The organism is Bradyrhizobium sp. BR 10289 (genome assembly GCF_019455385.1).
GTDB lineage: Bacteria > Pseudomonadota > Alphaproteobacteria > Rhizobiales > Xanthobacteraceae > Bradyrhizobium.
Map to the genome: position 1 here is coordinate 145774 of NZ_JACOFR010000011.1, position 19214 is coordinate 164987.

Sequence of the window (19214 nt, forward strand, 5' to 3'; positions counted from 1 at the left end):
GGCTGCCAGGGTGGCTGGTGACGCTGCGCCGGACGTTCGGCCGCCCGAAGTCACATGCATCTGGGTGGACAGTGGGAATGCCGAACTTTCGTTTGCGGATCAGGGGGCGTCTTTACGCCGGGTTTACGGCTCTCGTCGTGGTTGGACTGGTCATGGCCGTGACGGCGGTCTGGAATCTGCGGGAAGTGCAGGATCAAGTCGGAAAACAATCCACACTCGCGGACAGCACCGCGCGGCTTCTCGAGATATCGACCCATATCAACATCATCCAGCGTGCCAATCTGCGTTACGTCCTCGACGGCAACGAGCCGGCAATGCGGACGGCAGCCGAGCGGGAGGCCGCAGCGACCGAGCTGCTGCAGGCGGCTGCCAAGGAAACGTCTTCGTCGGAACGGCGGAAGATCTACGAGGATCTTCTCGGCGATGTCGCGAAGATGCGCAGCCTGCGTGACTCTCTCGCGGACGCCGTCAACGAGGCGCGAACGGGCAAGGCGACGCTGCTGCCGAGCGGCGACGAGCTGACCGCCAAGACGAACAAACTGGTCGATGTCGCCCGCGCCGCCGTCGACGAGGACACCGCCTCCCTGGTCGCCGACCTGGAAAACAGGCTGCTTCTCGTTCAGATCGCGAACTGGCGGTTCCTGGCCCTGCGCGACGTCAAGGGGCCCGCCAACTTCAGAACCAACGTGGACAGGGCCATGCAGCGGCTTTCGGCGCTCGAAAAGAGCCCGCAGGCGGCAGAATTGCGAACCACTCTCTCGTCGGTGAAGACCTCGCTCGGAATCTACAAATCCGCCTTCGAGACGACGTCGGCAGCCATGCTCCAAGCCGACGAGATCTACCACAAGACCCTCGCGCCGTTCATCACCGAGAGCATCGGCAAGCTCAAGGTCGCAGAAACTGCCTTGAAGAAGGAATACAAGGACTCCCGCAGCACGACCGATGCCGTGATCGCGGGCACGACCACCGTGCAGGAGATCGCGGGCGGCCTTGCCATCCTGTTCGGCCTGATCGTCGCAGTCCTGATCGCCCGCAGCATCGTCGGTCCGCTCACCTCGATGACGCGCGCGATGGGGTTGCTCGCCGGCGGCGATCTCAAGGTCGAGATTCCCGGCCGGGGCAATCGCGACGAGATCGGCGACATGGCCAAGGCGATCGAGGTGTTCAAGACCAACATGATCGACACCGAGCGCATGCGCGCGGAGCAGGTCGAGGTCGAGGCGCGGCAGGCCGAGAGCCGCAAGGCCGAAATGAAAAAACTGGCCAATCAGTTCGAGCGCGCCGTCGGCGAGATCGTGAACACGGTCTCGTCGGCATCGAACGAACTCGAAGCCTCCGCCGGCACGCTGACGACGACGGCCTCGCGGGCCCAGGACCTGTCGACGGAAGTCGCCAGCGCCTCCCAGGAGGCTTCGGCCAACGTCCAGGCCGTGGCGTCCGCGACCGAGGAGCTGTCCTCCTCCGTCAGCGAGATCGCGCGCCAGGTGCAGGAATCCGCCCGCATCGCCAATGACGCTGTCGGGCAGGCGAGCCGGACCAACGAGCGGGTCGGCGAGCTCTCCAAGGCTGCGGCGCGCATCGGCGACGTGGTCGAGCTGATCAGCACCATCGCCGGCCAGACCAATCTGCTGGCGCTGAATGCCACCATCGAGGCCGCCCGCGCGGGCGATGCCGGCCGCGGCTTTGCGGTCGTCGCCACCGAGGTGAAGGCGCTGGCCGAGCAGACCGCGAAAGCGACCGGCGAGATCGGCCAGCAGATCTCGAGCATCCAGGCCGCCACCGAGCAGTCGGTCGGCGCCATCCGGGAGATCAGCGGCACCATCGAGCGGCTGTCGGAGATCTCGTCGGCGGTTGCCGCGGCGGTAGAACAGCAGGGCGCGGCGACGCAGGAGATTTCCCGCAACGTCCAGCAGGCGGCTCACGGCACCCAGCGTGTCTCGACCAATATCAGCGACGTCCAGCGCGGGGCGTCCGACACCGGCTCGGCCTCCTCGCAGGTGCTCTCGGCGGCGCGCTCGCTGTCGTCGGACAGCAATCGCCTGAAGCAGGAAGTCGCCAAATTCCTCAGCTCGGTCCACGCCGCCTAATCGGCGCGGCCATTCGGAAAGCAAAGGTCCACGCGCATGCGCGTGGGCTTTTTTGATGCTTGGGTGATTTTGGCCGTGGTCACGGCATCTTTCGCACGATCCTCCGTAGTCGACGTGTGGCAAAAGCAGCATTGAGTTAAGAACTATTCTTCATGGTGTCCCGGCACAGCACACATCTCCAGAAGGTGATTGCGGCTGTGCGGGTGGCCGCTGCGACGTCGGGGCGTCGTTCGGTTGCTCCATCTCACTCATCATGGATGGACGATGAAGATGCCGAGCTTGCGTTTGAGAATTCGGGGGCGTCTCTACGCCGGCTTTTCACTTCTTGTGGCCGTCGGTTTGATCATGGCCGCGGTCGCGGTCTGGAATTTGTGGTCGGTTCAGGCCCAGATGATGCGGCTGTCCACGCTTTCGGACAACACGGCCCGCGTCCAGGAGATCTCGATCAACCTCCAGGCACTCCGGCGCGCCAATCTGCGCTATATCTACGATGCCGACGAGCCCGCCTTCAAGGAAGCCGCCGAGCGCGAGGCGGCAACGATCGAGCTGTTGAAGGCCGCGGCCAAGTCGACGATCTCGGACGAGCGGCTCAAGATCTACAACGGGCTCATCAGTGACGTCGACAAGATGAAGTCGATGCGCGAGCGCATGGGCGCCGCGGTCAACGAGACGACAAAGGGCAAGGCCGTTCTGCTCACCGGCGGTGATGAACTGACCGCCAATACCGGCAAGCTGGTCGAGGCCGCGCGCGCAACCGAAGATACCAGCGTGACCGCCCCCGTCGCCGATCTTGAATCGAAGGTCCTGCTGGTTCGCGTGGCGAACTGGCGCTTCCTGGCCCTCCGGGACGCCAAGGGGCCGGCGACCTTCAGGACCAACGTCGATCGGGCGCAGCAAGCGCTCAAGTCGCTGGAGGGGGCCGGTTTGCCCGACGAGGTCAAGGCAGCGTTCGGGCCGATCAAGAAATCGCTTGCGGCCTACCAGGCGGCCTTCGAGACGGCCTCCGCTGCAATCCTCAAGGCTGATGAAATCTATCGCAACGACATCGCTCCGGTGATCACCGAAAGCGTCGACAGGCTCAAGGTCGCCGAGACCGGATTGAAGGCCGACTACCAGAAATCGCGCGCGGCCGCCGATGGCGTCATTGCCAGCACGACTTTTATTCAGGAGGCCGCCGGCGGCCTCGCTGTCCTGTTCGGCGTGATCGTCGCCTTCCTGATAGGCCGCAGCATTGCGGGCCCCCTGACCACCATGACCCGCGCGATGGGGCAGCTCGCCAGCGGCGATCTCAAGGTCGAGATTCCCGGCCGTGGTAACAGCGACGAGATCGGCGATATGGCGAAAGCGATTCAGGTGTTCAAGGAGAGCATGGTCGAGACCGAGCGCCTGCGCCACGAACAGGTCGAGGTCGAGGCGCGCCAGGCCGAGACCCGCAAGGCGGACATGCGGAATTTGGCCAGCCAGTTCGAGCGTGCAGTCGGCGAAATCGTCAACACGGTGTCGTCGGCATCGAACGAGCTCGAAGCCTCCGCCGGCACCCTGACGACCACGGCAACGCGCGCCCAGGATCTGTCGAGCGAGGTCGCTTCCGCCTCGCAGGAGGCTTCAGCCAACGTGCAGGCGGTCGCCTCCGCCACCGAGGAGCTGTCCTCCTCGGTCAGCGAGATCGCGCGCCAGGTGCAGGAATCCGCCCGCATCGCCAGCGAGGCCGTGGGGCAGGCCAGCCGGACCAACCAACAGGTCGGCGAACTCTCCAAGGCAGCCGCCCGCATTGGCGACGTGGTCGAGCTGATCAACACCATCGCGGGCCAGACCAATCTGCTCGCGCTGAATGCCACCATCGAGGCGGCGCGCGCGGGCGAGGCCGGCCGCGGCTTCGCCGTGGTCGCCTCCGAGGTGAAGGCGCTGGCCGAGCAGACCGCGAAGGCCACCGGCGAGATCGGCCAGCAGATTTCGAGCATCCAGGCCGCCACCGAGCAGTCGGTCGGCTCCATCCGGGAGATCAGCGGCACCATCGAGCGGCTGTCGGAGATCTCGTCGGCGGTGGCCGCGGCCGTGGAAGAGCAGGGCGCGGCGACGCAGGAGATCTCCCGCAACGTCCAGCAGGCCGCGCACGGCACCCGGCGCGTCTCGACCAATATCGGCGATGTGCAACGCGGGGCGTCCGAGACCGGTTCGGCCTCCTCGCAGGTGCTGTCGGCGGCGCGCTCGCTGTCGTCGGACAGCAACCGGCTGAAGCAGGAAGTCGCAAAGTTCCTCAGCTCGGTCCACGCCGCCTGAAAGCAAAAGGCCACGCGCATGCGCGTGGCCTTTCCATCGCGACGTGGTGCGATCAGGCGACCTTGGTCGTCATGTGCTTGAACATGTTGCTGCGCGCCTCGTCGTCCATCTCGGCCTTGAAGGTGAACTTGTCCTTCAACGCGATCGCGCGCGCCGCGGCCGGCCGCGCCGAGATCTCGTCCACCAGCCGCTTCACGTTCGGGTAGCGCGCAAAGGCGTCGTCGCCAAGCTTGAACGGCACCATCCGCGCCCAGCCCCACAGCGCCATGTCGAGGATCGAATAGGCATCGCCGACCATGTATTTGCGGCCGGCCAGGTGAGCGTCGAGAATCTTGTAGTGGCGGTCGGTCTCGTACTGGTAGCGGTTATGGGCGTAGTCGTGGTTCTGGTCCTTCGGCGCGAAATGCTTGAAGTGCACGGCCTGGCCGGAATACGGCCCGACGCCGGTGGCGATGAACATCAGCCATGACAGCGCCTCGCCGCGCACGCTTGCAGCCGGCAGAAACTTGCCGGTCTTCTCGGCGAGATAGAGCAGGATGGCGTTCGAGTCGAACACGATGGTGCCGTCGTCGTCGATCGCCGGCACCTTGCCGTTCGGATTGACCTTGAGATAATCCGGCGTGAACTGCTCGCCCTTGCGGGTGTCGATCTTGACCGGCTCGTAGGACAGGCCTGCCTCTTCCAGATAGAGCGCGACCTTGGTCGGGTTCGGCGATCCGTTGAAATAGAATTTGAGCATGTTTGTCCTCCCCATGTCTCGTTTTAGAGAATGAATGCAGCGTCGCGGCTTTGTGTGCCCGAACATGGCCGGGGAGGGCAACCGGCGAGTTTGCCGGGCGGTGTCTGCGCGAGGCGCAGATCAGCCGGCGTAACAAAGGCCGATCGCCGCCGTAACGACCATCGCCGCGCCGACGGCTTCGAGGCGCAGCCCGAGCCGGCTGGCCAGATGCATGTCGGAGGCCCGCGCCTTGCGCTCCGATCCGCGCGCATAGCCGTGCACGACGACATCGTGATTGAAACTGTCGTGCGCCTCGTTGCTGCTGGCGAGCCCGACGCAGACGACCAGCACGCCGAACAGCGCGAGCCCGAAGAAGCCGAGCAGGGCGATCAAGAACATCGGAAACATGCCGATCAGGAAGATCGGCAGCAACGGCACCAGCAGCAATGTCTCGGACTGTCGTCGCATGGGAGCCAACCGGTCAGACGGGGCTGTCGGTCGAGTCTAGTCCCGGTTACGGCGGCTTTCAACCACCGCTGTCATTCCGGGGCGCGCGAAGCGCGAGCCCGGAATCCATTGGGCGGCGTGTGATGAGGTCGGATGGATTCCGGGTTCTCGCTTCGCGAGCCCCGGAATGACGGTAGAGAGCTGGCTACTCCGCCATCCCCGCGCGGATCTCCGCGCGCAGCTCGTCGATCAGCTTGAGACCCTTCTTGGTCTCGACGTGCCAGAAGGTCCAGCCGTTGCAGGCCTGGGCGCCCTGCGCCACTGCGCCGATGCGATGGATCGAGCCGACCTTGTCGCCGAACATGATGGCGCCGTCGGCACGCACCAGCGCACCTAGTTTCTTCTTGGCGTCGAACAGCTTCGTGCCGGGCATGATCATGCCGCGCTCAATCAGCTCGGAGAACGCCACGCGCGGGGCTTCGCGCGCAGTCATGAAAGGGGCGAGGCTCGCTTCCGGCAGCGGCTCGACCGCGGCGATGCGCTGCTCTGCGGCCTTGGCATAGGTCTTGTCGCGCTCGAAGCCGATATAGGAGCGGCCGAGGCGCTTGGCGACGGCGCCGGTGGTGCCGGTGCCGTTGAAGGGATCGATCACGAGATCGCCGGGCTTCGAGGACGACAGCAGCACGCGCGCGAGCAGGCCTTCCGGCTTCTGTGTCGGATGCACTTTCTTGCCGTCGGCGCCCTTGAGGCGCTCCTCGCCGGTGCACAGCGGGATCAGCCAGTCGGAGCGTGCCTGCACGTCCTCGTTGGCGGCCTTCAGCGCCTCGTAGTTGAAGGTGTAGCCCTTGGCTTTTTCGTCGCGCGCGGCCCAGATCATCGTTTCGTGCGCGTTGGTGAAGCGGCGGCCGCGGAAATTCGGCATCGGGTTGGTCTTGCGCCACACGATGTCGTTCAGGAGCCAGAAGCCGAGGTCCTGCATGATCGCGCCGACGCGGAAGATGTTGTGATAGGAGCCGATCACCCAGATCGTCGCCGACGGCTTCATCGCGCGGCGGGCCGCAAGCAGCCAGGCGCGGGTGAAATCGTCATAGGCGGAGAATGAATCGAACTTGTCCCAATCGTCGTTGACGGCGTCAACGTGGGACTCGTCGGGGCGCTTGAGATCGCCCTTGAGCTGGAGATTGTAGGGCGGATCTGCGAACACCAGATCGACGCTACCTGCCTGAAGCTTCGACATCTCGGCGACGCAATCACCGAGAATGATGCGATGCGACGGAGACTCAAAATTTGTGCGGGGCGCCCTTGCAGACGCCCCGCGACGCGACTCTACCATGACTCAAGAACTCTGACTCAGGCGACGCTGTCGGCGACGCGGGACCAAACAACCGACTGACCGTTACATTGAAGCGGCAAAGTAAAAATCGACTTAACCCGCCGCTTTCGTGTGCAGATCGTTGATCGCGCGTGGTTCGCGGCTCGCACTTCGCATTCGTCTTGTTTTGCAGTCTATTTCGCGTGTCTTCGCGTTGCGGGAGCGGCGCGGGCGTCAAAAAGAGTCCAAATTTCTCTCGGAAAAAATTGCTCGGCCCTCGGAAAAAATTGCTGGCGGTCGCATGCTGTCGCACTAGGCAATTTTTGCCGAGCACGATATTGATAAAGGCAACGGAAATTTTACGTGTGTGGCGCGTTGAGCCTTCGTGCCTATGCGTCCAAATGACGCCAATCGAGGACCTTAAGGAAAACCCGCCATGCGCTACGATGATTTCCGCCGCAGCGACGACATCGAGGATCGTCGCGACGAAGGTGGCGGCGGGTTCGGCGGCGGAGGCGGCGGGTTCGGTCTGCCCATGGGCGGCGGCGGGCTCGGCATCGGCACCATCATCGTGCTCGGCCTGATCGGCTACGCCTTCGGCATCGATCCGCGCATCCTGATCGGCGGCGCCGAGATCCTCACCGGCGGCGGCCAGGCGCCGAGCTACCAGAGCGATCGCCCGTCGTCCCAGGCCAAGCGCGGCGCGCCGACCGACGAGATGGGCAGCATGATCTCCGGCATCCTCGGCGAGATCGACGATCGCTGGAGCGAAATCTTCCAGGCTTCGGGCCAGTCCTTTACCGGTCCGAAGGTCGTGCTGTTCCGCAACGTCACCAATGGCGGCCGCTGCGGCCGGGCCGAGTCGGCGATGGGGCCGTTCTACTGTCCGCCCGACCGGACGATCTTCCTCGACACCGGTTTCTTCCGCGAAGTCGAGACGCGCTTTCGCGGCTGCTCCGGCAAGTCCGCCTGCAACTTCACCACCGCCTACATCATCGCGCATGAGGCCGGCCATCACATCCAGAATCTGCTCGGCATCATCCCGCGCGTGACACGCCTTCAGCAGCAGGCCGGCAGCAAGGCCGAGGCCAACGCGCTCCAGGTCAAGGTGGAGTTGCAGGCCGACTGCCTGTCCGGCGTCTGGGTCAATCGCGAGGCGAAGAAGCGCCCGAACTTCCTCGAGCCCGGCGACATCGACGCCGCGCTGACCACGGCGAGCGCGATCGGCGACGACACGCTGCAACGCCAGGCCACGGGCCGCGTCGTGCCGGATTCGTTTACGCACGGCTCCGCCGCGCAGCGCAAGCAATGGTTCATGACCGGCTACCAGCAGGGCACCGTGCAGGCCTGCAATACGTTTGGCAGCGGGGCGCTTTAAATTGGTTGTGGCGTCATCCTGAGGTGCCCGCCTCTTCGGCGGGCCTCGAAGGATGACGGAGCCCGCGGCCCATCCTTCGAGGCGCGCTTGCGCGCGCACCTCAGGATGACGGCGGCGGGCGGGAGAGAAGGTGCAGCGCAATGGCCTCGATCGACGAAACAAGACAGTTCATCCCGCTCAACATCGCGGTGCTCACCGTGTCCGACACGCGCGCGCTCGCCGACGACAAGTCCGGCCAGACGCTCGCCGATCGCCTCACCGCCGCGGGCCATCATCTGGCCGCACGCGAGATCGTCACCGACGATGTCGAAGCCATTCGCACCGTCATCCGCCGCTGGATCGCCGACGCCGGCATCGACGTCGTCATCACCACCGGCGGTACCGGCTTTACCGGGCGCGACGTGACGCCCGAGGCGATCGAGCCGCTGTTCGAGAAGCGCATGGATGGTTTCTCCATCGCCTTCCACATGCTGAGCCACGCCAAGATCGGCACGTCGACGATCCAGAGCCGCGCCACCGCCGGCGTCGCGGGCGCCACCTACATCTTCTGCCTGCCCGGCTCGCCCGGCGCCTGCCGCGACGGCTGGGACGGCATTTTGGCGGCGCAGCTCGACTACCGCACGCGCCCGTGCAATTTCGTCGAGATCATGCCGCGGCTGGACGAGCATCTGCGACGGCCGAAGGCGCAGGGCGCGACAGTGTGATTGCAGGCGGTCTCGTAGGGTGGGCAAAGGCGCGCCCTTCGCGCGCCGTGCCCACGGTCCGTCGATTGCGGAGAGAGATCGTGGGCACGGCGCAAGTGCGCCTTTGCCCACCCTACGATTCCTATCCGCACGGTGTGCTCGCTGAGACATACCCCTCACCCTGGTGAGCTTTTGTCCGCCAGCGGAGATGCCCTCTCCCACAGGGGGCGAGGGCGCAGTCATGCGCAGCCCGCCCGCTGCCGCATTGTCAGAGATCCCGCTCCCAGGTTTCGCCGACGAGATCATGCCCAAAACTGTGATGCGGCTTGGTCGCGACCAGCTCGAAGCCGGCGCTCTTGTAGATCCCGCGCGCGGCGACCAGAATGCTCTGGGTCCACAGCGTCATCCTTTTATAGCCGCGCTCGCGCGCGCCCTGGATGCATTGCTCGACCAATGCGCGGCCGACACCGAGCCCCCGCGCGTGCTTCTCCACCTGCAACAGCCGCAGCTTGGCGATCTCGTCGGTGGCCTTGACCAGAAACACCGAGCCGACAGGCTCGCCGCCCACTTCCGCGATCCAGCAGTGCTCGCGCGTGGCGTCGTAGTTCCTGATGAACTGGGCGCAGATCTCGGCGACCAGCGCCTCGTAGCTGATGTCCCAGCCGTAGTCCGCGGCATAGGCGGCAGCCTGCTTGGAGATGACCCAGCCCATGTCGCCGACGCGATGGCTGCGCAGCACGACAGGAGCTGGCTGGCTTTGGCCTGGCTCCAGCACGGCCTCGATGGTCGCCATGGCCTGCGTGAGGCGCGATGCGTCGCCGCTCGACAACGGCGCCAGCATTGCGGCGACCTCGTTTTGCGAGCCGAGATTCAGCTTGGCGAAGGTCTGGCGGCCCTTGGCGGTAAGGCTGAGCTGGTATTGCCGGCGATCCGCGGGCAGGGGCCTTCGCGTGATCAGCCCCTTCTCGTCGAAGCTTTGCACGATACGGCTGAGATAGCCGGGGTCGAGGCCAAGCGCGTTGCCGATCTCCTTGGCCGCGAGCTCGTCGTGATGCGCGAGCTCATAGAGCACGCGCGCCTCGCTGAGCGAGAATGGGCTCTTGCCGAGATGCTGGTCGAGCACGCCGAGCTTGCGGGTATAGAAGCGGTTGAAGGCGCGAACGGCTGCGATCTGGTCGTTGAGACGGTTGGTCGACATGGCTCACCTCGATATACTTGCCATTGTCAAACAACTATTTGACTTTGGCAAGTATCGGATGGCCTCAGCCGACCATGACGATCCGGCTGCGCAGCATGGTCCGGGACGAGCGGCCGAGCCGGCGCAGCAGCCGCACCTCGGAGCGACGGGCCTGGGGCGGGTAGCCGCCGATCCGGTCGTAATGATCACGCGCGATCAAAAGTCCCTGATCGCCGAGCGGGCCGACCAGCTTGCGCACCACCGCCCAGAGGGCGTCGCGGAATCCGGTATCGGCATAGGGCGAGCGCGCGTAGCGGAACACCGCGGCGCGATCCCGGCCGCTGGAGGCGACGCTCTGGATGAACTGGGTGGTCTCGTCGATCCAGCCGGTCTCCAGCACCGCGCCTGCGGGCAGGAACATCAGCCAGGGCGAACGGGCCTGGAGTGCACCGGCGGCGAGCGCCGCGCCTTGCGAGGAGCCTTCAAAGCCGATGAAACGGCAGCCGGCGACGTCGGCCACGCGTTCGATGACGCCGTTGCGGGTGCCGTCGACAAGGAGCACTTCCCTGACGATGCCCGCAGCAGCGCCGGGCACCAGCGCGGCCAGAGTTGCGACCGCCGTCTGTTCGACGCCTTCGGTCGGTATGATAACGCTCAGCATGATCGAGGCTTCGATGTCCGCACTTCGGGAGAAGCGTAGTCCGTTATGATGTTGTCATAAACACGCGGCATTTCCGAGCGCAACTTTCCGACGGAGCTTCGGTGTTCGATGGTAAACTGCCAGTGCCATCGCATCCAATATGTCCCCTGCGGGGTGGCAATGTTGCCGAATATTTCGGCGCAGGCTCGCCGCCCCAGTATTAATCCGGAGTTTGGCTGCGATATTGCGCGCCCTGCAGGCAGATCGCAATCCCACGAACGCATGGTGCGCGAGAAATGACCGCGGAAACAGGAAAAGCCTGCAATCCGCGATGCTGATGAGAGCGTCTCATGAATGTCGATCAACTTGCCGTTAGTGGTCCTGCAACATCGTCGAAGCCGGACATTGCACCAACATTGCGGATCCGCGCCGTGATGCTGGGCGAGCGCATCAATCCGTCCGGGCTCGAGCTCGGCGCGCCGGTCTCCTCGACGCCCGCCGCCTTCCGCGTTCATGCCGGCCTCGTCGTGATCTTCCGCTACGGCGTCGTCGTGCTGGTCGGCCTCCTCCCTTCGGAGGAGAAGGTGCTGATCGACAGCCTGAAGTCGCGCGTGACCGGCGAGCTCAGCCCGTATGAGGAAGAGATCGCACAGGCGCAGCTCTGCAAGGACGAGAACGCAGAGGCGATCCAGCCGGGCGGCCCGATCTGCCTCGCCAAATTCTCCGACGACCGGCTGCTGGTGATCGCGGACGCGCTCGCCAAGAGCACCTCGCTCGCCCGCGACGAACGGCGCGTTGCTGCGGTGTTCGACGTCATCGAGCCCTTTGCGCGCACGCTCGCGGAGCAGGGCCGCACGCCGCCCCGGCGCAAAAGCATTCTGCAGCTGATCGGCAATGCGCTGTTGGTGCAGCAGCGTGTCGCCGGCCGCGTTGCCGTCGCCGAGAAGCCCGATGTGCTCTGGGAGAAGCCGGAGCTCGACCGCCTCTATGCCCGTCTCGAAGACGAGTACGAATTGAAGGAGCGCCTCGATACGCTCGAACGCAAGCTCACCGCCGTTTCAGAGACCGCCAACGCGCTGACCGACATCATCGACACCCAGCGCTCGCTCCGCCTCGAGATCGCCGTCGTGGTGCTGATCGTGATCGAGGTCGCGATCGGGTGTTTTCAGATATGGTCGGGAACTCATTGAACCGCGACAGTCGGGCGCTTGGATCGGTGATCTTGCGACTGCCACCTGGCGATCTCGGCGAGTTCGGCGTCCGGCCGCGTCTCGGCCGTCTCGCAGCGTCCCAGATAGAGCGCTCCGGCGTCTCCTTCGATCGTGACCCATTCGCCCTCGGCGAGCACGGCGTCGCCAAGCCGGGCCCGTTTCGCGACGGGATCGATCTTGAGGTCGCGGCAGCCGACCACGCAGGGCTTGCCCATCTGACGGGCGACCAGGGCCGCATGCGAGGTGCGTGCACCGACCGCCGTGACGATGCCGGCTGCAACCGCAAAGCCGGCGACGTCGGCCGTGCTGGTATCGGGGCGCAGCAGGATGACCGGCTCGCCCGTGGCCGACAGCCGCTGCGCGCTTTCGGAATCGAACGCCGCGCGTCCGACCCCGATGCCGCCGGAGGCGCCAATGCCGGTCGTCGCCGGTTGGCCGGGAGCAACCAATGTCGTCTCGGTCAGTGAGGCGAGGTCGATCTGGGCAATGCGCGTGAGGGCCTCGTCCGTCGCGATCAACCCCTCGTGCACGAGATCGATCGCGATCCTGGCTGCTGCCCGCGGGGTGCGCTTGGCCGTCCGGGTCTGAAGGATCCAGAGCTTGCCGTTCTCGACCGTGAATTCGACGTCCTGCACGTCGGCGAATTCGCGCTCGAGCCGCCGCAGGACCTCGCCAAGCTCGTGCTCGATCGTCGGCAATTCGCACGCGATGGCCTCGGCCGTATCGGGCGCACGGCGACCGGACACGACGTCCTCGCCCTGCGCGTCGAGCACGAGGTCGATCATCGGGCGCGGTGCGCCCGTCGAGGGGTCGCGTGAGAAGGCCACGCCGGCACCGGAGGCAAGGCCGCCATTGCCGAACACCATGGTCTGCACCGTGACGGCGGTGCCGGCGAGCGCCTCGAGATTCTGCAGGCTGCGATAGGCCCGCGCACGCTCGCTCATCCAGGATCGGTAGACCGCCTCCGCCGCGGCTTCGAGCTGTGCGAACGGATCCTCGAGCCAGCCGTCGGCGCGATCTTCGATCAGCGCCTGCTCGTCGCCGGCGAGCCGCTCCAGCGCCTCGCTGTCGAGCTCGCGATCGCTCCCGGCGCACTCGGCGCCGACCCGTTCGGCGATGCATGCAGCGAATGCGCTCGAATCCACCTCCAGCACGGTCTCGCCGAAGCTCTCCAGGAAGCGGCGCCGGCAATCCCACGCAAGGCGCGGCCGTCCGGTGGCGCGGATCAGGCCGTGCGTTGCACCGGACGTGCAGCCGACGTTGAGCACGGTGTCGAGCATGCCCGGCATCGATCGCGCCGCACCCGACCGCACGGACACCAGAAGCGGCTGCCTGCGGTCGCCGAAGCGCTTTCCGCTCGCGCGCTCGAGGAACGCGATGCCCTCTTTCAGGCCCTCGCGCAGATGCTGTTTGGCATGGGCATGGCCGGCGATGATGTCGGCACAGAGCCTGACCGGCAATACGAAGGCGGGTGGCACCGGCAGCCCCAGCGCGGCCATGCGGGCGAGGTTGGCGGCTTTGGCGCCGATCTCTTCGGCCGGCCGTAATTCGGTCGCCTCGGCGCCGATACGCACGAGATGCATGGAGACTCCCTCAGGCTGCGAGATCGATCATGATGTGACGGCGGAGCAGATGGCCGAATGCGGCGAAGCGGTCGGTGGCCCGTTCGATGGCGCGGGCAAGCTCGATTACCGACAGCGACGTCGCGATGTCGAAGCCGCTGCGGAAGATCAGCGCGGTCGTCGCACGCTCGCATTTGTCGGCGGCGTGTTCAGCGTCGATCAGGCGTGTCACGGCGGAGAGCGCGTCCTCGGAATCGGCACGCCGTCCTTCCGGCACGTCCATCGCCGCGGCAACGCCGGTGGCGGCGACCTCGGTCGCGGTCGCCGCCACCGAGCAAAGCTCGGCCAGCGCGGCGAGGAGGGAGGGGTCCGACCGCTCCGGCATCAGCGAGGCGATGAAGGTGGCCTGTTCGAGCTCGTCGACGGCCTCCTCGGCGCGGTCGATCAATTGGCCGATCAGCGGACGGGCACTCAGCCGGTCGACCTCCTGGCGGCTTTCGAGTGCGATACGGTCGGCCTTCTGCTCGATCGCGCCGCAGCGCTGCACCAGCCGCGGGCCGTCCGCGGCCTGACCGGCTCTGAGCGCGGCGATATGGCGCGCAATCGCGGCGACGAGATCGTGGGCAAGGCCGATTTGGCGCAAGACGGCCGCGAGCAGAGCTCCGTCGACGCGATCGAGGTGCCGTATCAGATCGGCTTCGATCTGGTCGCGGACCGTCCTCACCGAACGGCCCGCAAGCAGCGCCTCGGTGGACGCGCGCAGCGCGGCTTTGAGGAAATCGATCGCGGCGGTGCGGCCCAGCGCCTGGTCGAGGCGTTCGCCGAAGCCGATCCGCGAGGGCGCGGCGTTGCGGACCGCCGATCCCAACAGATCGTTGCCGCCAAGCTCGAGGAAGCCGCGATGGCCGATCCGTTGGCGCGCCGCCCATTCCAGGATGCGGGCGGCGTCATCTTTGGCGACCCAGGTCCGAAGCAGCTTGCGGGCCTTGTTCCAGTCGATCAGGAAGACCAGCGCGGCGCCGGCGGCGGCGAGGAATTCGTTGCGATCGGCGGCATGCGCGGATTGAAACTGGCCGGTGACGAGATAGAAGGAATCGTCTTCGCCGAGACCTGCGGCGGTGTGACGGTCGAGGCCGCTCCAGGTCGCGTCGAATTGGTCGAACAGCGATATGAAGAACTTCGCCCGCGCCAGGTGCACGTCGGTGTAGGTGACGGTGACGGCGTTCTTCTTCACCGCGATCACGACGACATGAGCGTCGGTGGTGCCGATGTCGTTCTGGATCAGCAGCCGTCCGCCGGCGCGCGTCGCCGTGGTGTCGAGGCCGGGATGATTGAACTTGAGGCCGCGCGTGGCGTTCAGGCCTTTCATGAAGGCCGCGACCGCGCTCCGGTCCTCGCTGTGCAGGCCGAAAACATGGGCGCCGTCGAGCGCTTCCTCGGAGCAGCTCGCGGCGAGCCTGTTGAGTTGCTTGTGCAGATCCATCACGAGGCGATGCAGGCTGTCGCCGGCCGTCTCGGCGACGCCCGTCAGGCGTGCGATGCGGGTCATCGCGATCTCGCCGTCGGCATCGAGCAGGCCGGCGGATCGGATCGCATCGAGCCGCGCCTGCGCCTTGTCGCCCTCGCTCGCAGCCCCGGCGCCGACGGCGCGGATCATGGTCGCGGCGTCGTCCGCAATCTCCTGCATCAGCCTTGCGAGATCGGGGGCCGCGAGCCGGTCCTTCCCGACCAGGCGGGCGCCGCCGATCACGGCCGTTATTCCGGCTGCGGCAATGCCGGCCGTCTGACTCTCGACGCCAAGGTCGCTCGCAGGCCGGCCAGGCTCCTGAGCATGACGGGCCGCTTCCTGCAGCGCACTCATCCGCACCTTGATGCGGTCATTGGCGGCGAGCCCTTCGGCCACCAGCGCGGGCAACAGGATGTCGCCTTGTCCGAGCTCTTCGATGATCTGGGTTTTCATGGTCTGTCCGCACGACATGTGATGCGGGCATCATGCCGCAAAGCGGCGGAGCGGTGGTTGCGCTAGATCATTCATGAATCCGTCATAAGAGATCCGCGTTCGCGCAGCAGCGCGGCGCAGTGGCGCGCGATCGCGATCTCCTCGTTGGTGCGAACGACGAACGTCTCGACGGGGCTGTCCGCGGCGCTGATGCGCTCGCGCCCCTCGTCATTCGCGGCCGCATCGATCCGCACGCCGAGCCATGCGAGCCGTTCGCCGATCGCGCTGCGAATCTCCGCGGCATGTTCGCCGATGCCGCCGGTGAAGACCAGGCAGTCGAGGCCGCCGAGCGTGTTCGCCATCATCGCGACCTGTTGCGCAGCCCGGAAGGTGAAGAGATCGACGGCTTCGCGCGCACCACTCTCATGGCTTGCAAGCAGTGTGCGCATGTCGGCGGATATGCCGGAGACGCCGAGCAGGCCCGATTCGTGATAGAGCAGGTGCTGGACCTCTTCGACGCTCATCTTCTCGTGCTGTTGCAGATAGAGCAGTACGCCTGGATCGATCGTGCCGCTGCGCGTGCCCATCACGAGGCCGTCGAGCGGCGTCAGTCCCATCGTGGTGTCGACGCTGCGGCCGTCGCGCAAGGCGCACAGGCTGGCACCATTGCCGAGATGGGCGATGACGGTGCGCTTGGCCGCGAGCTCCGGCGCGATGGCGGCGAGACGGCCGGCGACATATTCGAACGAGAGGCCGTGAAAGCCGTAGCGTCTGATGCCGCGCGCCTCGAAGCGTCGGGGGATGGCAAAACGGTTCGCCGGAGGTGTCATGCCGTGGTGGAAGGCGGTGTCGAAGCAGGCAATCTGCGTCAGCTCGGGCTTGATCGCCCTGATCGTGCGGACCGGGGCGAGGCATCGCGGCTGGTGCAGCGGCGCCAGCGGCGTCAGCGCCTCCAGTTTTGCGGTGACCTCGTCAGTGAGCGCAACGGGACCTGAGTAGTCCGGCCCGCCGTGGACGATGCGATGCCCGATGGCGCGTAAGTTGCCCGCGCCGAGATGGCCCTCGACAAAGCCGAGCACGTCGGCGAAGAGATGACCGCCGTCCGCATCAGCCGCTTCTTTCTGCGTCTCGAACAAATCTTCGCCGGCCGGGCCTTTCACCACCAGCCGCGGCTTGTTCTCGTGCTCGTCGAGCAGGCCCTTGCAGAGCAGCACGGGCGAGGCCGCGGCGATGTCGAACAGGCCGAACTTGATGCTCGACGAGCCCGAATTGAGGACGAGGACGGCGTCCGCCATGGCAGCCGTCAATCGCCGGCCTCGGCCGGCGTGTTGCCCCCGGCACTGTTCTGCCAGACCCATTGCTGGATTTCAGGCATGTCCTCGCCGTGCTCCCGCACGTAACGCGAATGCTCGATCAGCTTGTCGCGAAACTGCTGCTTCACTTGCGCGGCCTTGGTCGCCAGCCCCGGCACGCGTTCGATGGCCTCGATCGCGAGATGATAGCGGTCGAGCCCGTTGAGCACGACCATGTCGAACGGCGTCGTCGTGGTGCCTTCCTCGGCAAAGCCTTTGACATGCATGCCGGCGTGGTTGGTGCGGTTATAGGTGAGGCGGTGGATCAGATAGGGATAGCCGTGATAGGCGAAGATCACCGGCTTGTCCGATGTGAACAGGCTGTCGAAGTCGCGGTCCGACAGGCCGTGCGGGTGCTGTTCGCTCGGTTGCAGCGTCATCAAGTCGACGACATTGACGACGCGGATCTTCAAGTCAGGGAGCGCCTTGCGCAGCAGGTCGACGGCGGCGAGCGTCTCCAGTGTCGGCACATCACCGGCACAGGCCATCACCACGTCAGGCTCGCCGTTCGTATCCTCGGTGCCGGCCCAGCTCCAAATGCCGATGCCGGCATCGCAATGCGTGGCGGCGTCCTGCATCGACAGCCATTGCGGCGCCGGCTGCTTGCCCGCGACGATCACGTTGATGCGGTTGTAGGTTCGCAGACAGTGATCGGCGATCCACAGCAGCGTGTTGGCATCAGGCGGGAAATAGATGCGGACGATGTCGGCCTTCTTGTTGGCGACGAGATCGACGAAGCCGGGGTCCTGATGGCTGAAGCCGTTATGGTCCTGGCGCCAGACATGCGAGGTCAGCAGATAATTCAGCGAGGCGATCGGACGCCGCCATGGCAGATGCCGCGTCACCTTCAGCCATTTGGCGTGCTGGTTGAACATGGAATCGACGATGTGGATGAAGGCCTCGTAGCAGGAGAAGAAGCCGTGCCGGCCGGTGAGCAGGTAACCCTCCAGCCAGCCCTGGCAGAGATGCTCGCTCAAGACCTCCATCACGCGGCCGTCCTGAGCGAGATGCACGTCGTAGGATTCGATCGGCTCCATCCAGACCCGCTCGGTCTCGTCGAACACCGCATCGAGCCGGTTTGAGGCGGTTTCGTCCGGACCCACGATGCGGAAATTGCGCTGTTCGGCGTTGAGGCGGATGACATCGCGCAGGAATTTGCCGAGCTCGCGCGTGGCTTCCCCGGTCACGCCGCCGGGCTGCGGCACCTCGACCGCAAAGCTGCGGTAGTCCGGCAGCTTCAGCTCCTTCTTGAGCAGGCCGCCATTGGCATGCGGATTGGCGCCCATGCGCCTGTTACCCTCGGGCGCCAGCGCCTGAAGCTCCGCAATGAGCGCGCCATTCTTGTCGAACAGCTCTTCCGGCTCGTAGCTGCGCATCCAGTCTTCGAGAATCTTCAAGTGCGCCGGGTTCTCGCGACAACTCGCCACGGGAACCTGATGCGCGCGCCAAAAACCTTCCACCTTCTTGCCGTCGACCTCCTTCGGGCCGGTCCAGCCTTTCGGGCTGCGCAGCACGATCATCGGCCAGCGCGGCCGCTCGGTGGTCTTGCGTCCGTCGCGGGCGTGCTGCTGGATCGAGCGGATGCTGGCGAAGGCGACATCGAGCGCGTCCGCCATGGCCTGGTGCATCAATCGGGGCTCGTCGCCCACGACGAACAGCGGCTCGTGGCCGAGGCCTCGGAACAGATCGCGGATTTCGTCATCACGCATCCGACCCAGCACGGTCGGATTGGCGATCTTGTAGCCGTTGAGGTGCAGGATCGGCAGCACCGCGCCGTCATGGGCGGGATTGAGGAACTTGTTGGAGTGCCAGGAGGCAGCCAGCGGGCCGGTCTCGGCCTCGCCGTCGCCGACGACGCAGGCGACGACCAGGTCGGGGTTGTCGAATGCGGCGCCATAGGCGTGTACCAGCGCGTAGCCGAGCTCGCCGCCCTCGTGGATCGAGCCGGGCGTCTCGGGCGCCGCATGGCTCGGAATGCCGCCGGGGAAGGAGAACTGCCGGAACAGTTTTCGCAGTCCATCCGCATCGCGCGCGATATCGGGATAGATCTCGCTGTAGCTGCCTTCCAGATAGGTGTTGGCGACCATGCCCGGGCCGCCATGGCCGGGACCGCAGACATAGAGCACGCCGACATCGAGCGCGCGGATGACGCGGTTGAGGTGGGCGTAGATGAAGTTCAGCCCCGGCGTCGTGCCCCAATGGCCGAGCAGGCGCGGCTTGATGTGTTCGGGGCGCAGGGGCTCGCGCAGCAGCGGGTTGTCCAGCAGATAGATTTGCCCGACGGACAGGTAGTTCGCGGCGCGCCAGTAGCGATCGAGCAGATCGAGGTCGCCCGCCGGAGCGGTCGATTGTCGTTGATTTGTCATGTTGTTCCGACCCTTCACCGGGGGATCGTCACTAACCCTGCGGCGGCGCGATCGATCCGTCG

General features: G+C 65.8%; 14 protein-coding genes. 5 read left to right on the forward strand and 9 right to left on the reverse strand.

Translation table 11 applies throughout. From position 1 onward, the window contains the following. Window positions 1–77: 77 nt before the first annotated feature. Together HYH08_RS19890 and HYH08_RS19895 are read left to right on the forward strand one after the other, a co-directional pair. On the forward strand, window positions 78–2087 hold the full coding sequence (locus HYH08_RS19890; RefSeq protein ID WP_220011500.1) for a methyl-accepting chemotaxis protein: 2010 nt from the start codon (window positions 78–80) through the stop codon (window positions 2085–2087). A gap of 270 nt (window positions 2088–2357) precedes the next feature. Continuing rightward, window positions 2358–4367, forward strand: coding sequence for a HAMP domain-containing methyl-accepting chemotaxis protein (locus HYH08_RS19895; RefSeq protein WP_220011576.1), 2010 nt, complete (start codon window positions 2358–2360; stop codon window positions 4365–4367). 52 nt (window positions 4368–4419) lie between these two features. Here HYH08_RS19895 and HYH08_RS19900 read toward each other — a convergent pair whose 3' ends face one another. The 3 genes from HYH08_RS19900 to HYH08_RS19910 all read right to left on the reverse strand — a co-directional run bounded on the left by HYH08_RS19900 (window position 4420) and on the right by HYH08_RS19910 (window position 6865). Beyond that, complete coding sequence (locus tag HYH08_RS19900; protein ID WP_220011501.1) at window positions 4420–5106, reverse strand: glutathione S-transferase family protein; 687 nt, start codon at window positions 5104–5106, stop codon at window positions 4420–4422. A 120-nt stretch (window positions 5107–5226) separates the two neighbouring features. Further along, a complete protein-coding gene (locus HYH08_RS19905; RefSeq protein ID WP_220011502.1) occupies window positions 5227–5553 on the reverse strand; it encodes a hypothetical protein in 327 nt (108 codons plus the stop codon). Window positions 5554–5737: 184 nt separating this feature from the next. Continuing rightward, on the reverse strand, window positions 5738–6865 hold the full coding sequence (locus HYH08_RS19910; protein ID WP_283844154.1) for a site-specific DNA-methyltransferase: 1128 nt from the start codon (window positions 6863–6865) through the stop codon (window positions 5738–5740). A 415-nt stretch (window positions 6866–7280) separates the two neighbouring features. Here HYH08_RS19910 and ypfJ point away from each other — a divergent pair, with 415 nt between their 5' ends. Both ypfJ and moaB read left to right on the forward strand, forming a co-directional pair. Beyond that, complete coding sequence (gene ypfJ, locus HYH08_RS19915) at window positions 7281–8222, forward strand: KPN_02809 family neutral zinc metallopeptidase (protein ID WP_220011504.1); 942 nt, start codon at window positions 7281–7283, stop codon at window positions 8220–8222. A 140-nt stretch (window positions 8223–8362) separates the two neighbouring features. Further along, window positions 8363–8926, forward strand: coding sequence for a molybdenum cofactor biosynthesis protein B (gene moaB / locus HYH08_RS19920; protein WP_220011505.1), 564 nt, complete (start codon window positions 8363–8365; stop codon window positions 8924–8926). 247 nt (window positions 8927–9173) lie between these two features. Here the strand turns inward: moaB and HYH08_RS19925 are convergent, their stop codons facing one another. Together HYH08_RS19925 and HYH08_RS19930 are read right to left on the reverse strand one after the other, a co-directional pair. After that, a complete protein-coding gene (locus HYH08_RS19925; protein ID WP_220011506.1) occupies window positions 9174–10103 on the reverse strand; it encodes a bifunctional helix-turn-helix transcriptional regulator/GNAT family N-acetyltransferase in 930 nt (309 codons plus the stop codon). A gap of 64 nt (window positions 10104–10167) precedes the next feature. Further along, on the reverse strand, window positions 10168–10743 hold the full coding sequence (locus tag HYH08_RS19930; RefSeq protein WP_220011507.1) for a glycosyltransferase family protein: 576 nt from the start codon (window positions 10741–10743) through the stop codon (window positions 10168–10170). A 329-nt stretch (window positions 10744–11072) separates the two neighbouring features. Here HYH08_RS19930 and HYH08_RS19935 point away from each other — a divergent pair, with 329 nt between their 5' ends. Further along, window positions 11073–11912, forward strand: coding sequence for an RMD1 family protein (locus HYH08_RS19935; protein WP_220011508.1), 840 nt, complete (start codon window positions 11073–11075; stop codon window positions 11910–11912). On the opposite strand, the gene HYH08_RS19940 is transcribed toward HYH08_RS19935, so the two are convergent. The 4 genes from HYH08_RS19940 to HYH08_RS19955 all read right to left on the reverse strand — a co-directional run bounded on the left by HYH08_RS19940 (window position 11906) and on the right by HYH08_RS19955 (window position 19152). Beyond that, window positions 11906–13516, reverse strand: a complete 1611-nt coding sequence (locus tag HYH08_RS19940) for a PEP/pyruvate-binding domain-containing protein (RefSeq protein ID WP_220011509.1) — start codon at window positions 13514–13516, stop codon at window positions 11906–11908. The two genes, HYH08_RS19935 and HYH08_RS19940, sit on opposite strands and share 7 nt — an antisense overlap. A gap of 10 nt (window positions 13517–13526) precedes the next feature. Next, window positions 13527–15455, reverse strand: a complete 1929-nt coding sequence (locus HYH08_RS19945; RefSeq protein ID WP_220011510.1) for a hypothetical protein — start codon at window positions 15453–15455, stop codon at window positions 13527–13529. Window positions 15456–15526: 71 nt separating this feature from the next. Continuing rightward, window positions 15527–16729 (reverse strand): acetate/propionate family kinase, encoded by a 1203-nt coding sequence (locus HYH08_RS19950; protein WP_220011511.1) that lies wholly within the window; start codon window positions 16727–16729, stop codon window positions 15527–15529. Between the two features lie 8 nt (window positions 16730–16737). Continuing rightward, window positions 16738–19152: a phosphoketolase family protein gene (locus HYH08_RS19955; protein WP_220011512.1), complete on the reverse strand. Its 2415-nt coding sequence runs from the start codon at window positions 19150–19152 to the stop codon at window positions 16738–16740. Window positions 19153–19214: the final 62 nt, after the last annotated feature.